The 14,527-nt window shown below is 62.0% G+C and carries 11 protein-coding genes and 1 tRNA gene; 7 read left to right on the forward strand and 5 right to left on the reverse strand.

The window, feature by feature from the left end; translation table 11 throughout:
• Positions 1 to 109: 109 nt before the first annotated feature.
• From IPV69_RS01455 to IPV69_RS01465, 3 genes are all read right to left on the reverse strand, one after another.
• A complete protein-coding gene (locus IPV69_RS01455) occupies positions 110 to 262 on the reverse strand; it encodes an entericidin A/B family lipoprotein (RefSeq protein WP_206293136.1) in 153 nt (50 codons plus the stop codon).
• A 161-nt stretch (positions 263 to 423) separates the two neighbouring features.
• The gene (locus IPV69_RS01460) at positions 424 to 2,028 is read right to left on the reverse strand and encodes a HAMP domain-containing sensor histidine kinase (RefSeq protein ID WP_206293137.1); all 1,605 of its coding nucleotides are present in this window, start codon (positions 2,026 to 2,028) and stop codon (positions 424 to 426) included.
• The gene (locus IPV69_RS01465; RefSeq protein WP_206293138.1) at positions 2,015 to 2,704 is read right to left on the reverse strand and encodes a response regulator transcription factor; all 690 of its coding nucleotides are present in this window, start codon (positions 2,702 to 2,704) and stop codon (positions 2,015 to 2,017) included. Before IPV69_RS01465 ends, IPV69_RS01460 begins: the two co-directional genes overlap by 14 nt.
• 262 nt (positions 2,705 to 2,966) lie before the next feature.
• On the opposite strand from IPV69_RS01465, the gene IPV69_RS01470 reads away from it, so the two are divergent.
• From IPV69_RS01470 to IPV69_RS01495, 6 genes are all read left to right on the forward strand, one after another.
• Positions 2,967 to 4,919: an AI-2E family transporter gene (locus tag IPV69_RS01470; RefSeq protein ID WP_206293139.1), complete on the forward strand. Its 1,953-nt coding sequence runs from the start codon at positions 2,967 to 2,969 to the stop codon at positions 4,917 to 4,919.
• 85 nt (positions 4,920 to 5,004) lie between these two features.
• Positions 5,005 to 5,343 carry an ArsR/SmtB family transcription factor gene (locus tag IPV69_RS01475; protein WP_206293140.1) on the forward strand — a complete coding sequence of 113 codons (339 nt, stop codon included), beginning with the start codon at positions 5,005 to 5,007 and terminating at the stop codon, positions 5,341 to 5,343.
• A 55-nt stretch (positions 5,344 to 5,398) separates the two neighbouring features.
• On the forward strand, positions 5,399 to 5,863 hold the full coding sequence (locus IPV69_RS01480; RefSeq protein ID WP_206293141.1) for an SRPBCC family protein: 465 nt from the start codon (positions 5,399 to 5,401) through the stop codon (positions 5,861 to 5,863).
• A 167-nt stretch (positions 5,864 to 6,030) separates the two neighbouring features.
• Positions 6,031 to 6,879 (forward strand): DUF899 domain-containing protein, encoded by an 849-nt coding sequence (locus tag IPV69_RS01485; RefSeq protein WP_206293142.1) that lies wholly within the window; start codon positions 6,031 to 6,033, stop codon positions 6,877 to 6,879.
• Positions 6,876 to 7,124: a hypothetical protein gene (locus tag IPV69_RS01490; RefSeq protein ID WP_206293143.1), complete on the forward strand. Its 249-nt coding sequence runs from the start codon at positions 6,876 to 6,878 to the stop codon at positions 7,122 to 7,124. Before IPV69_RS01485 ends, IPV69_RS01490 begins: the two co-directional genes overlap by 4 nt.
• A gap of 57 nt (positions 7,125 to 7,181) precedes the next feature.
• On the forward strand, positions 7,182 to 7,676 hold the full coding sequence (locus IPV69_RS01495; protein WP_206293144.1) for a DinB family protein: 495 nt from the start codon (positions 7,182 to 7,184) through the stop codon (positions 7,674 to 7,676).
• Between the two features lie 123 nt (positions 7,677 to 7,799).
• Here IPV69_RS01495 and aroC read toward each other — a convergent pair whose 3' ends face one another.
• Both aroC and IPV69_RS01505 read right to left on the reverse strand, forming a co-directional pair.
• Positions 7,800 to 8,981 carry a chorismate synthase gene (aroC, locus tag IPV69_RS01500; RefSeq protein ID WP_241179955.1) on the reverse strand — a complete coding sequence of 394 codons (1,182 nt, stop codon included), beginning with the start codon at positions 8,979 to 8,981 and terminating at the stop codon, positions 7,800 to 7,802.
• Between the two features lie 312 nt (positions 8,982 to 9,293).
• Positions 9,294 to 9,366, reverse strand: a tRNA-Thr gene (locus IPV69_RS01505).
• 785 nt (positions 9,367 to 10,151) lie between these two features.
• Between IPV69_RS01505 and IPV69_RS01510 the strand changes: the two genes are divergently transcribed.
• Positions 10,152 to 14,135 carry a beta strand repeat-containing protein gene (locus IPV69_RS01510; protein ID WP_206293145.1) on the forward strand — a complete coding sequence of 1,328 codons (3,984 nt, stop codon included), beginning with the start codon at positions 10,152 to 10,154 and terminating at the stop codon, positions 14,133 to 14,135.
• Positions 14,136 to 14,527 lie beyond the last annotated feature (392 nt).

Below are 14,527 nucleotides of genomic sequence, written 5' to 3' on the forward strand. Positions count from 1 at the left end.
AAAAGGTGTAACGGTACTTTTGTGAACTTGTGTACGAGTTGGTTGCGGCACGCAGAGAAACAGGCACGAGCCACGCGAAGCGTCAAAAACCAGCAGGTGGTCAGACCCATCAGTCGGTCGCGTCTTCGATCTTGTCGCCGACCTTCTTGATGTCGTCGCCGGCACCTTCAACGGTGTTGCAGCCGGTGGTGAGTGAGAGACTTCCCAAAAGCATGAGGACGCTGAGGCTTGCGACGGTGAGGCCACGAAGAGTGGATCGCATGGTTGAACTCCTTGAGCCGAAGCTCGAATCCCGGTCCGGCCGACGGCGGCGACGATCATCGCCGTGCTCGCGTTTGCCGTATGGAAGGAGTATTGATGTGGCTTGATGAGCGCGGGTGGAATTAGTGGTGAATCACCACTCATGTCGCCGGTGAGCCTGCTTCACGAGTGGGCAGGTGCGGGCTCATCGTGGCAGGTGGGTGCCGAAGGTGAGACGGCCGTCGCGAGCGGTAGCATCGCACAAAACTCGCAGCCGCCGCGTTCGAGGTTGCTGACCGAGATGTGTCCGCCGTGGAGTTCGGCGATACCCTGGGCGATCTCGAGCCCCAACCCGCTTCCCCGGCCGAGCTTCTCATCGCCGCTCCCCTGCGCGAAGCGGTCGAAGATTTTTTCCTTCATGGACTCCGGGATGCCGGGCCCGCGGTCGCGAACGCCGATGCAGACCTTGTCGGTGCTGTCGAGGCGAACCAGGACCTTGACCGTGTCCTCCTTGGGGGAGAATCGGATCGCGTTGCGCACGAGGTTGTCGATCATGGTGCGCAGCAGGTCGGGATCGGCGATGACCGCCAACTCGCGGTCGGCGTCGGCGAACAGCTCGGGGTCGAGCTTGACATTGTGTTCCTGCGCGTACCTCCAGCAGTGCTGAATGGAGTCCAGCACGACATCGTTGACCGGAACACGGGCCCGCGTCGATTCGACCGGCTTGCCGTCCCGTACGCGTGTGAGCAGCAGAAAGCTTTCCACCAACCGGCCGAGCCGGCGCATCTCGTCCTGCGTGCTGTCGATGAACTGCCTGATCTCTGCGGGCGTCGCGCCGGGGCGGGCCAGGGTCTGAGACTCGGTCAGAACCGTTGCAATCGGAGTCTTGATCTCATGCGACACGTTCGCGACGAAACGCTCCTGCGCTTTGTAGCCCGACTCGATCCGCTTGCGCATCTGATCCAATTCCTGCTTCAGCGATGTCAGTTCGCTGGCGGACGAGTGAAAGTCGATCGGTTGCGTGAGGTTGTCGGGCCGCATCTGGCTGGCGATCAGGCCCAACTGCCGCAGCGGCCGCACGGCGATGCCCGCGATGAACCAACCGGCGATCGCTGACGCGATCAGACCGATCGGCGTCAGCATCACGATGTTCATCGTGGCGCGGTCGGACAGATCGGTAAACAGCGCCTCGGGCGCGGCGACGACCAGGAGGCGCCCTTGCCCTGCGGAAGGGCCGGTCGCGATCGGCGGGAGGGGACGGACGACGATCCGGCTCGTGACGCCGCCAACTTTCGCCGGGAGTTTTGTCAGTCGACTTTCCAGACCGAGGTCGCGTCCTGCCGCAAGCAGGTCCTGCGGCGGCCCCAGCGGCCGGATGTCAATTGGCGGGTGAGCGCTGGTGGCGATCACGGTGCCGGCCTGATCGTACAGGGTGATGATGCAAGGCCGGCCAAGCACGGCAGCGCCTCGCTCGGCAGAAACAGACTGGAGTGCCGCATCCGTCAGCGGCGCAGAGGCGGTCTGCACGCTGCCGGAGATGGCATCCACGACGCGGCTCAGTTCCGTTACAAAAAGGGCGTCAGCGGTTCGGCTGTCATAGACCAGGTGTGCGACGGAAAGCCCAACCTGGATCACCCCGAATACCGCCAGCAGCATCAGCATTAGCCGCAGGCGCAGCGAAAGCCCGGAACTCTCGCCGGTCTGCGGCCGGCCTTTTGCCTTGCCGCCGCCACTTCGCGATCGCTCGTCGGGTGAACCGTCACGTGCTGATTGCTCATCCCACGGCATTGTCGTCCATCACCCCGAAGCGGTAGCCCGCGCCTTTGATCGTCTGGATCAGTGGGGTGTCGAAGTCTTTGTCGATTCGTTTCCGCAGGTTGGCGATGTACACGTCGATCACGTTGCTGCTGGGCTCGAAGTTCATGTCCCAGACCTTCTCACCGATCTGTGTGCGCGTCAGCACCCGGTTCGGGTTGCGCATCAGGTACTCGAGCAGCGCGAACTCCTTGTTCGATAATTCGATCTTCTTCTCGGCGCGCTTCGCCTGGCGGGTGTAGAGATCAAGTTCAAGGTCGTGAACGCGCAACGTTCGCGACTCGGTCGGTTCGCCGCGACGCAGGATCGCGCGGATCCGCGCCACCAGTTCCTCGAACTCGAACGGCTTGGTCAGGTAGTCGTCGGCACCCGCATTAAGGCCGGCGACCTTCTCCTCGGTCGATCCGAGCGCTGTGAGCATCAGCACCGGCGTCTTGTTTTTGCGTCGTCTGAGGTTGCGACAGACGTCCGTCCCGTCGCGATCGGGCAGCATCAGGTCGAGCACGACGATGTCATAGTCGACGCTGCTGGCCATCTCCTCGGCCTCGAAACCGGTCAGCGAAACATCCACCGCAAACCCGTTCTCCGTGAGACCCTTGCGGATTCCCTCGGCGATTTTCGGGTTGTCTTCGACCACCAAGATTCGCATCGTGCGTCCTCCAGAAAAGTCCGCGGTCGCGGCGGCGTGAGAAGTCTCAGGGCCGGTGGTGGGGGTCGTCATCGTCATGACACGACGGTAGCCCCTGCAGGCTCAACCGCCTGTGAATCCTTCATGAATAGATTTTCATCTCGCGATCAGGCCACGCTCAATCGCCAGCCTCAACTATACGCCGCAGTTGCGGTTGGCGGGACTGGCATACTGCCTTATCTCCCATCTGACCGCATTCTGCAGGCCGCACCTCCGGAGACCGATGTCCAAATTGAAAACCGCAGCGATCATTCTCGTATCCGTCGCCGTGCTGTGGCTCGGACAGGAGGTGTTCATTCCGCTGGTGCTGTCGTTCATGATGGCCATGCTGCTATCGGGGCCGGTTCGGCGAATGGAGCGGTGGCATTTCCCTCGCGTTGTCGCCGCGACGATCGCCGTCGTCGTCGCGTTTGGAGCGATGGCATTCATCGGCTACCTGGTCGGAAACCAGGTGTATACGCTCGCGTCGGACCTGGAAAAGTACCAGGGTGAGATCGTTCGAAAGGTCTCGACGCTTCGCGGAACCGGACCGGGCGTGATGGACAAGGTCGAGTCGACCCTGCAAAAAGTCGAGGCCGCCGCATCGACCAACCAGCCTTCGACAGAGCCGGCATCGCAGCCGACCACGCAGCCCGCGACGCAGGCCACTTTTACGGTCACGCACGGCGTACCTGTTCGTACCGACCCCGCCCCGGCGACCAAGCCGGCCGACGCCGAGATCGATAAGCCGTCCGGCTCGCGGCAGAATCCTCTGTACGCCTACATCATGCCGGGGCAGCCTTCGCCGCTGCGGACTCTTTCGAGCTATATCGGCATCGCGTTGTCGCCACTGGCGACCGCGGGCCTCGTGATCGTATTCGTCTTCTTCATCCTGCTCGAACGCGAGGACATCCGCGACCGCGCCATTCGACTCGTCAGCAACGGCCAGTACACGCTCACGACCACCGCAGTCGATGACGGTGTCGACCGGATCATCCGCTACATCCGTGCCCAGGCGATCGTCAACGGCACCTACGGCTTGGCGGTGGCGCTGGGGCTGTGGCTGATAGGGCTGACGCTCGGCGGTGGGATGACTTTCCCCAGCTTCCTGCTTTGGGGATTGCTCGGCGCAGTGCTTCGATTCGTCCCCTACATCGGCCCGTGGGTGGCGGCGGCGTTCCCGATCACGCTGTCCATTGCCGCCTATAACGGATTCTCCGTCGCTGTTGCTGTCATCGCGATGTTCCTGGTCATCGAACTGCTCTCCAACAACATCATGGAGCCGATCCTCTACGGCTCCACGACCGGGCTGTCGGTGATGGCGCTGCTCGTGTCGGCCGTTTTCTGGACCTGGCTCTGGGGGCCTGTCGGCCTGCTCCTTTCGACGCCGCTCACGGTCGTCATGATGGTCGTCGGTCGCTACGTGCCGGGGCTGGGCTTCCTGGAAGTCCTGCTCGGCGACAAGCCGGCCATGACACCGCCGGAACGCGTCTATCAGCGTTTGCTAGCCGGCGACGAGGACGAGGCACTGGCGGTCGCCGAAGAATATGCCAAGGACCACACCCTGAAGGAGACGTTCGACGACGTGCTGCTGCCGGCGCTATCCATGTCCGAGCGGGATGCGGGGCAGGGAACGCTCAACGACGAGCGCCGAACGATGGTCCTCCAAGGCACACGTCGAATCATCGAAGAACTTGGCGAGAACCCCGCCGCACCCGCCGCCGTCAAGACGGGCGATACGCCCGCCGCGACCAAAGACGTAACACCGACCGGCGTGCGCGTCGCCGTGCTGCCCGCGCACGACGAGGCCGACGCGTTGGCTGGCGTCATGCTGAACCGCCTGCTGCGCGATAGCGGTGTCGAAACACTGAACCTCACACAGCACGCCTTGGCGAGCGAAATGGTGGAACAGGTTCGTACGTTTGATCCCCACGTGGTCTTTGTTTCGTCCACGCCGCCCGCCGCGGTCAGCCACGTGCGGTACCTGCTGCGGCGGATGCGCGGCGGACTGCCCGTCGAAAAGCTCGCGATCGGCGTCTGGTCGGCGACGAGCGACGTCGAGACGCTCAAAAACCGTTTGGAACTGAAATCAGCGGTGATCTCCACGAGCCTGGGCGGTGCGATTGAACAGATCCGGCAGATGACCGAGCAGGACCGCGTCGACATCCGCAAACAGCGTGAAGTGGTGGGGGCGTAGGGGCGGTGAAGGCGGTGGGGGCGGAAGGGGGAAAATCTCAGATCGCCGCTTGACACATTCCCATATGGGAATATAAATTGAGCGTATGGCCCGTGCAGCGACCACGCTCGATCCGTTCAATGCCGTTGCCGAGCCCAAGCGCCGCCAAGTGCTGGAGGCCCTCGCCACCGGCGAGATGGCCGTCAGCGACATCGTCGGGCGGCTGGGCTGGCCGCAGCCGATGGTGTCCAAGCACCTGGGGGTGCTGAAGGAGGTGGGGCTGGTGACCTCTCGCCGCGAAGGCCGTCAACGCCTCTACAGCGTCAACGGGGAGCAACTTAAAACCATTCACGACTGGGCCCGGATGTTCGAAAAGTTCTGGTCGCACCAACTCCTTCGCATCAAGGAACAGGCCGAACGCAGAGCGAAGGACCTGTCGGTTTAGCCCGGAAGTTCCGCTCATCAACAAAGTCCATCAATTTTCCGGAAAGGAAGTACCCATGTCCTCCAGCACCACCGTCACCCAGGAACCTGTTTCGTCGCTCACGATCCGCCAGGACATCGCGATTGCTGCCCCTATCGAAATCGCGTGGGAGGCCGTCCTCGATCAGCTCGGCCCGATGAACGAGATGCCCGATGGCACCCCATTCCCTTTCAAGCTGGAAGCCTGGCCGGGCGGTCGGCTGTTTCGTGATCTGGGCAATTCCGCCGGGCACCTGTGGGGCAACGTGCAGGTCATCAAGCCGCCGAAGCTGCTGGAGATCTGGGGGCCGATGATGATGCCTTACCCTGCAATCAACCACCTGCAGTACCGGCTGACCGCCGAGGGATCGAACACCCGGCTGCAGCTCACCCACCGGGCCATGGGATTCATTCAGGACGAGCACCGCGACGGCATGCCAAAGGGCTTCGACCACTGGGTCAATCGGGTCAGGCAACTCGCCGAGACCCGGTCGAGCAGATAAGCGTCAAGCCACGAAAGCATTAAGGCGCGACGTTGAGCCAGTTGCACTGCGCTCACAAGCACTTCTACGTACCTGCATTCCGCCGTGACTTCATCCCGCCGTGACTACATCCCTCCTGCGTTTGTTCCTCGTGTCAAAACATCAAACCCTTTACTAAGGACTTCCTCATGACCACCCGTCCGATCGTATCGAAATCGCAATGGACCGAAGCCCGCATCGCGCTTCTAGCGAAGGAGAAGGAACTGACCCGGCAGCGCGACGAACTCGCCCGGCAGCGGCGTGAGCTGCCGTGGGTCAAGGTCGACCAGAACTACGTCTTCGACGGCCCCGACGGCAAGGTCGCGCTCGGCCACCTCTTTGGCGATCGCAGCCAGCTCATCGTGTATCACTTCATGTTCGGGCCCGACTGGGCCGAGGGGTGCCCGAGCTGCTCGTATGTCTGCGATCACCTTGACGGCACGCTGTCGCACCTGGCAGCACGCGATGTGTCGCTGGTCGCCGTCTCCCGTGCGCCCGTGTCGAAGATTGCCGCCTTCAAGAAGCGCATGGGTTGGCGGTTCCCCTGGGTGTCGTCGCACGACAACGCCTTCAACTATGACTTCCACGTCTCGTTCACTCCCGAGGAGCGCGCCAAGGGCGGCGTCTACTACAACTACGGCACCGCGCCATTCCCCAGCGAAGAAGCCCCCGGCGCCAGCGTCTTCTACAAAGACCCCGGCACCGGCGAGATCTTCCACACGTACTCTGCCTTCAGCCGCGGGCTTGACGCCCTCCTGGGCACCTACGTCTTGCTCGACCTGACGCCCAAAGGCCGCGACGAAGACCACCTGCCCTTCAGCATGCAATGGGTGCGGCACCATGACCGGTACGAAACCCGCGCCGCGTTCGCCGATGCCGACAAGCCCTACTGGCCCAAAGTCGAGCTCACCCTCGCCGGGACGGCGATGTCGGTCGCCGCGGGGTCCGGCTTGGATTGCGGCCCTTCCTGCGGCTGCGGATCGGAGAAACGTAAATGAGCCCCAAAAACTGCTGTAAACGCGGCGCCCAGGCCGCCGGCTGGGTTGTGCCCGGCATGACGCTGGCGCTGCTGCCCAAGTGTCCGGCCTGCGTTGCGGCGTACATCGCCGTCGCAACCGGATTGGGCGTCTCGCTCTCGACCGCGGCGTACCTCCGCACGTCGGTGATCGTCGTCTCGATTGCGGTCCTGGCGCTCCTCGCCACCCGAACCGCTGTTCGATGGACCCGCCGTCCGTCGAACTAAAAGACCAACCTCCCGCGACTCAACATCCCGTTTTCACCCTTTCACAGGAGAGCCTCCATGCAGGCCATCGATCTTGTTCGTCATGCACTTGGCGTCGGCGACCACGTGTTCCAGGGACTCGTCGCCGATTTACGCGATCACCCCATGGCGACGCAGGCGCCGACCGGTGGCAATCACGCCATCTGGACCCTTGGGCACATCACACTGCTTGAGGCCGGCATCCCCGGCATCTTCTTCGGCGAGTCCAATCCGCTGGCTAGTTGGGAACCGCTCTTTCAGGTTGGAAGCAAGCCGACCAACGACGCCAGCGCTTATCCCAGTTTCGACGAACTGCTCGGCCAGTATCGCCAGCAGCGGGCGACGACGATGAAGATTCTGGACCAGGTCGGCGAATCCGGCATGGACCGCGTGCCGGCGCACATTCCCAAGGGCTTCGAAAAGGCCATGGCGACCTTCGGCCTGACCTTACTCACCATGGCGTTACACCAGATGCTGCACGCCGGCGAACTGGCCGACATCCGCCGGGCGGTGGGCATTAAGCCGATGATGTAAAGATGTGGATCGAGGTTCGATGAGAATGTCGAGCTTCGATGAGAGTCCTGACCCCAACGGTTAGCCGCGACGCGCAGCGGAGCGCGGCTTGCAGCGATACGCGTTACGCCTTCCCGCGCTCCGCTACGCGTCGCGGCTAACCGGTAGTTCGCGTGCCGCCCTCAAAAACATGTCGTAGTTCTGCTTCGTTTCCGCCAGCGAATCCCCGCCAAACTTTTCCAGCATCGCTCTTGCGATCTCGAACGCGATCACGTTTTCCATCACGCAGCTTGCCGCGGAGATGGCGCTGATGTCGCTGCGTTCCCAGCCCGCTTCGCTGGGTTCTCGCGTGTTCAGGTCGATGCTGCGGAGCGGCTTGCCGAGCGTGCTGATCGGCTTCATCGCGCCGCGCACCACCACCGGCATACCGTTGGTCATGCCGCCTTCCAATCCACCGGCGTTGTTGCTGCCCCGGGCGAATCCCAGGCCCGGCGTATCGCGCTTGGTCTTGTCGTAGAAGATCTCATCATGCACCTGGCTTCCGGGCCGGCGGGCCGTTTCGAAGCCCAGGCCGATCTCCACGCCTTTGAACGCCTGGATGCCCATGACGGCGGCGGCAATGCGGCCGTCGAGCCGGCCGTCCCATGTCATGCAACTGCCGATGCCCACCGGGCAGCCGAACACGTGCGTCTCGACGACGCCGCCGGCGGTGTCCTTGGCCATCTTCTGCTGGTTGATGAACTCGCGCATCGCCGCGTCGGCCTCGGGGTCGGGGCAGTAAACCTCCGACGCGTCGCGCTTCGCGACCAGGTCACGCCAGTTGTCTTCGGTGACGTCGACCTTGGCCGTCGCTTCGCCCACCGTGCGGACGAAGCCGAAGACCTCGATGCCAAAGGCGCGTAGGAAGCAACGGGCCAGTCCGCCGGCGGCGACGCGGGCGGCGGTTTCGCGGGCGCTGGCGCGCTCCAGCGTCTCGCGGCAGTCGGTCGTCAGCCATTTGATGCTGCCGGCGAGGTCGGCATGGCCGGGCCGCGGGCGGTGCAGCGGCGGGGTCGCCTTGAGGTCGTCGAGCCGGCTGTCCTTGTTGGGGATCAGCATCATGATCGGCGCGCCGATGGACTTGCCGAGGCGAACGCCGGTCAGGAACTCGGCGCGGTCGGTTTCGATCTTCTGGCGACCGCCCCGGCCGTATCCGCCCTGGCGGCGGCGGAGTTCGTTGTCGATGAAGGCAGAATCAAGCGGAACGCCGGCGGGCAGGCCTTCGACGAGGGTGAGCAAGGCCTTGCCGTGGGACTCCCCGGCGGTGCGGTAGGACAAAGTCGACATAGATCGGTGAGTATAGCGGGTTTGGGGACGGTTTCCGATGCACGGGAGGCCGAGTTCGCCACGGAGGTACGGAGACAACGGAGGGCAACTGGAGATCAGAAACGAATGAGGAACTGAGAACCGAGAATGGAGGACGAAGAATTCACGAAGTGCTCGTGCCGCGCATTCCGTCTCTGCATTCCCCGTTCTTCATCCTTCATTCGGTCCTGATCGCCGATTGCCCTCCGGGTCGCCGTGCCTCCGTGTGAGCTCGGCTCTGGCGCATGAAAAAACCCCTGAGCACCAGGGGTCTTTCCAGCTCGAAGGCTTCCAAGCCGCCTATCAGACTTGAACTGATGACCTGCGCATTACGAATGCGCCGCTCTACCAACTGAGCTAAGGCGGCAACGAAACGGGGTCCGGTCGGGTCAGATTGGTGACCCTTGCGGGGCAGGAAGCTTACCGGAATCGGGACGGATTTCAAGGTTGCGGCGGCGGCGGTTGTCGGCGCTCAATAGAACTGTCCTCTGTTTCAGTCCAATAGAACTGTCCCAAGGTTATAACGCGAGTGCCTTCCCCGCTTTGTGAGAATTCGTTGTTTGGCACGCGATGTTCTGCCCCATATCGGCCCTTGCCGAAGGGGCTCTCCCTCGGGTGGGCCGCGCTATTTGTCGTCTAACCAACCCCCTCTCCGTGTCCGTGGTGAGTAATCCGGGCTAACGCTGGCGACGCAATTTGCATCAGCCACACCCCGTCACCGACCCCGCTACGATCGGTGTGCTGGCGATCGTTCGGCTGGCCTGTGAAGGGAAAACCACTGGAAGAATCCGGAGCGCATGCCGGGTGTTCTATCGACGTTCCTAAAATCAGCGATATTTTACCTGAAATCGTTCTGCCCACGTATTATTATGGGCTCGTAGAGGCCGATAAGCCGGAGGGCTTTTCAGTCGTGCGTTCCGTGGGGTTCGCTGACGCAGGGGTCGGTCGGGCGGCCGAGGAAACTTGGAGAATCAGGTGTTTTGAATGCGTTCACAAGGCTCAGGGTCTAACGGTGTTTTTGTTTCAGGCGCCTTTGATTCCGCCAGCAAATCATTGAGCAATGGAAAGTCTGGTAGGTCGTGGGTTTGTCTCGCGCGCCGCAAAGACGAAAAAGCATCGCGCATTCCGTGGCAGCTAGCGCTGGCAACAGCGTTGGTCGCCACGCCCACCGCGCGAGCCGCGACGTTCTACTGGGATGGGACCTCACCCGTCAGCAACGCAGGATTTGGTACCGCTGGTGGTGCCTGGGCGCAAGACAACACGACCGGCTTCAACTGGACCACCTCGGACACCGGCATCCTTGCGGGCAGCAGCACTCAAACGACCACGAATACGGACCTGTTCAATTTCGGAACGGGCACTTTTGGCGTCGCGGCGGGCACTATCACCGTGAGCGGCAGCGTCGCAATGGGGAACACCACCTTTGGGTCGGCCTCAGGCGCGATCACCCTCAACGGCGGTACGATCAACCTCGCCGCGGCGTCGACTATCACGACGAATAACACATCCAACACGATTGGCTCCGTGGTCGGTGGCGCGGGGACCAGTTTCACCAAGGCTGGCACGGGAACGCTGATACTGACCGCGGCAAACACTTACACCGGTGCCACCGTCATCACTGGCGGAACGCTCCAGGTCGGAAACGGCACGACGGGCAGTCTCAACGGCACCGCTGGCACCGCGCTGACGTTCACAGGAACCGGCACGTTCAATGTCGCCGAGGCCGCCGGCAGCACCCAGGGCATGGGAGCGCTTAGCTTGAACGCCGGTGACGCCACGATCACCTCCACCGCCGCCGGTGCCACATCGATTGCCACGCTGACCTTTGCATCACTGAACGCCCGGACGGCCGGTGCCACCGCCAATTTCAGCCTCGCGACCAATACGAGTTCCACCAGCGTCACTCCGAACCGAATCGTCTTCACCGATACAACGAATGTTCCGCTGGCCAGCGGGTCCAGCAATGCCGGCATCTTCTTCGGCGGAAACGGCTACGGCCGCTATGACGTCGGCGGCTTCATCCGCGCGGTCACCTATGGCACGGATACCAACGCCAACGCCTCGCTGAGCGGACCAGCGGTGACTGATCTCGGAAGCATCACCGCCAGCACCGACTCGCAGTTCGTCGGTGCTGCCAGGGCGACGACAACCTCCGGCGCGGTGTCGGGTGCCAACACGAACACGCTCGCGGTCACCGACGGCTCGTTGTTCGCCGTCGGCCAAATCCTCACCGGCACCAACATCGCGGCCAATAGCTACATCACGGCGATCGCCGGCAATACCCTCACCTTGACGAACCCCACGGGCAATGCGATCGGGACCGCCGTCTCCGCGGGCACCACGCTCACCCCCTACAATTCGGTCACAGCCCAGACGACGGGTAGTCTTAACACGTTGAATCTGTCGGGCGTGGGCGCTTCACTCACGCTCGGTCCCGGCCAGACGTTGAGCGTGAACGGTATCCTGCGTACGGGCGGCACCGCGGCGACGGCCGGTGTCATCAGCGGCGGGACGGGACTGCAGGCCGCTGTCAGTGGCGGTGACATCGTCGTTAGGACTAGCTTGTCGACGGACACCTTGGTGATCGCGTCGCCAATTCTGGATAATAGTGGAACCCGATTGACCAAGGTTGGTGCTGGTACGCTGTTGCTCAACGGTGCCAAGACATACAGCGGCGGCACCACGCTCAGTGCCGGCACGGTCGCCATCTCGAACGCCACCAGCTTCGGCACGGGCAGCGTGTCCGTCACGGGGAGTTCGAAGATTCTTGCCAACGGAGGCGTGACTTACGCGAATCCCATCAGTGTCGGTGCTCCATTGATCCTGCAGATCCCAAGTACCACCCCCGGCACTGCGACCTACAGCGGACAACTGACCGGATCCAGCAACATCACGGTCGAAGCCACCTTGGTCAACGCTGTCACCGGCACCCACGCCTTCACGGCAACGAACAATACCTTCACCGGCAGCGTTCTGATGCCGATTGGGTCGACGGGGACCGGAAGCGGCAACGACTTTTTCAGCTTTAACAGCATCGGCGACGCCGGCACCTTCACGTTCCGCAAGAGAGGTCACACTAACGCGATCGCGTACACCGGCGCCACCCCCATCACGTTCGGGACGCGCCAGATCGCGCTAAGCGCCGATTTCGGCGGTTTGTACGATGGGGGTGGTGCCAACCCGGTCAACAGTTTTCGGAACAACGCTGCGGACGCCGCACACACCGTCACGTTCAGCACCAATCTAACACCAGGAACGATCTTCCAGGCCGGAACCTTTTTCTTCGACGGCTCCAATACGGGAAACAACACCTTTAGTGGAGTTATCTCCAATCCGTCTAACTTCGATCTTGGCATCGGGAAAAACGGTGCTGGCAAATGGATTCTCTCGGGCAACAATTCGTATGTTGGCAATGTGGTCATCGCCGGCGGAACTCTGTCGGTTGGTACGATTGGCGACGCGAACAGCAACCAGCCGCTGGGTCGAGGGGCACAGATCCTGCTTGGAAACTCCGGAACCAGCGGTGTTCTGGAGTTCACCGGTTCCAGCAGCACCACGAACAAACAAGTCCAACTCGGTACCACAAACAATAATCACGCAGGTACAGGAAGCATCCTCAATAACGGCACCGGGTCACTGACCTTTTCTAACACACCGTTCAACGTTGCCATCGCGGGCCTGACGTCCGTCACACGTACCCTTACCCTTGGCGGTAGCTACGCTGGCGGGAATGGTGCCAACGAAATCCAGGGCGTCATTCAAAACAACACGGGCACAGTTGCCACGGTTCCCTTGGTGGTCTCAGGCAGCGTGTGGATGCTCTCTGCTACCAACACCTACACAGGCGGAACAATCGTCAACGCTCCCGGGACGCTTGTACTCTCAGGCAACAACACCGTCTCGCCCACGGCCGGAAGCCTGACAATCAACAACACCACACTTCAACTACAGGCCAATGCCGGCAACACCTCCGCCGGCATCAGTTCGGCGGTCGGCTACGCCACCGGAAGCAGCGCCGGAAACGCCAGCCCCGGCCTGTCGGTCGGCACTACCGGTACGACATTCCAACTCCGCTCCGACTCAGCAGTGACCTTCGCCGGAACCAGTGGTATCGCGGGTTTGAGTGGCAAGACCGTCACGATCAATGTCGGCAACAGTGGAGCGGGCACCAACAACGCGCTGACCTTCTCGCCCAACGGTAACGTGTTCGGCGGCACCAATACGTTTAACATCACGGGCAGCAATGGCTACAGCCTGATTCTTGGTGCCTTTAACAGTAACAATACCGGCGGCACCCAGACCTTTAACCCGACGACCGCGAGCGTGAGCATTGCAGGCATTGGATCGAATAGCGCTACTGGCACACTACAGACTATCGCGTTGTCCGGCACGGCGCCAGGCAATACGATGGGTGCCATCGTGAAGAACGGCACCAGAGACTTTGCCGTGACCAAGGCTGGTGTGAGCACATGGACACTAACCGGCACCAGCACCTACACCGGTGACACCAGCGTCAACGCCGGCACGCTCAGGGTTAATGGTGCCCTCGCTACTACGTCGGTCTTCGTCAACAACGCAGGGCGGCTCGAAGGGACCGGCACCATCGCCGGGCCGATCACGGTGGGCGAGGTCACGGTCGGTGCCAGCCGGGGTACTATCGCCCCCGGCAACAGCGTCGGACCACTCAACACCGGCAGCGAGACGTGGAACGCTGGCGGTTCGTATATCTGGGAGATCGGTGAGGTCAGCGGAACGCCGGGAACGAATTGGGATCTGCTCAATATCACCGGTACGCTGACGATCGGCAGTGGCAATACGTCCTCGCCTGAGACGCGCTTCCAGATCAAGCTCCAGACGCCTGCCGGCACGAGCCCCGGGAATGCGACCGGTTTCAATGTCGCAACGGCCTACGAGTGGACCATCGCACAGACGAGTGCTGGCGTCTCCGGATTCATCGCCGATAAGTTTGTTCTTGACACCAGCGGGTTCAACGTGCTGGACGGCGACTTCGCGGTTGTGCAATCGGGAAACAACATCAACATCACCTATACCCCAGTCCCTGAGCCGGGCTCGATCGGCGTGCTGGCTCTGGCCGGTCTGGGCCTGCTGGCCCGTCGGCGTCGGGCTTCACGCTGAGTGCATCCATCAATGGGGGCAAACGCCGCAACATCAAAGTAGCAGGCACTTTCCCGGTGCCTGCTACTTTCGTGTTCTGTGATCTCATCGCACCTATACTCACCCGAATGGATTGGGATTGACGTTCGCCATCGAGTTTCCTACCGTATCCGGACCAACCGCAACGTAAAGGTGATACCAAGACGGGCATGACATTCCGCGAAATGCAGGCCACCGAGCTCTGTCCTCCGATCACAAGGTAACTTGTGCGGAAGATTGTGCAGTGAGCAATAGGCTGTTCGATCTACCCGTGTTCCCTCTCCCCTGGTTTTGAAGAAATCTTGTAACGCGATGATTCTCCCGTGCTTGTGAGAAATCGTTGTGTGGCATGCGATTTTCTGTATCATATTGGC

The sequence above is a fragment of the Humisphaera borealis genome (assembly GCF_015169395.1).
GTDB lineage: Bacteria > Planctomycetota > Phycisphaerae > Tepidisphaerales > Tepidisphaeraceae > Humisphaera > Humisphaera borealis.

Coding starts and splice junctions, on each gene's coding strand:
- IPV69_RS01455 (WP_206293136.1), bottom strand. CDS start 262: ATGCGATCCACTCTTCGTGGCCTCACCGTCGCAAGCCTCAGCGTCCTC.
- IPV69_RS01460 (WP_206293137.1), bottom strand. CDS start 2,028: ATGCCGTGGGATGAGCAATCAGCACGTGACGGTTCACCCGACGAGCGA.
- IPV69_RS01465 (WP_206293138.1), bottom strand. CDS start 2,704: ATGCGAATCTTGGTGGTCGAAGACAACCCGAAAATCGCCGAGGGAATC.
- IPV69_RS01470 (WP_206293139.1), top strand. CDS start 2,967: ATGTCCAAATTGAAAACCGCAGCGATCATTCTCGTATCCGTCGCCGTG.
- IPV69_RS01475 (WP_206293140.1), top strand. CDS start 5,005: ATGGCCCGTGCAGCGACCACGCTCGATCCGTTCAATGCCGTTGCCGAG.
- IPV69_RS01480 (WP_206293141.1), top strand. CDS start 5,399: ATGTCCTCCAGCACCACCGTCACCCAGGAACCTGTTTCGTCGCTCACG.
- IPV69_RS01485 (WP_206293142.1), top strand. CDS start 6,031: ATGACCACCCGTCCGATCGTATCGAAATCGCAATGGACCGAAGCCCGC.
- IPV69_RS01490 (WP_206293143.1), top strand. CDS start 6,876: ATGAGCCCCAAAAACTGCTGTAAACGCGGCGCCCAGGCCGCCGGCTGG.
- IPV69_RS01495 (WP_206293144.1), top strand. CDS start 7,182: ATGCAGGCCATCGATCTTGTTCGTCATGCACTTGGCGTCGGCGACCAC.
- aroC (WP_241179955.1), bottom strand. CDS start 8,981: ATGTCGACTTTGTCCTACCGCACCGCCGGGGAGTCCCACGGCAAGGCC.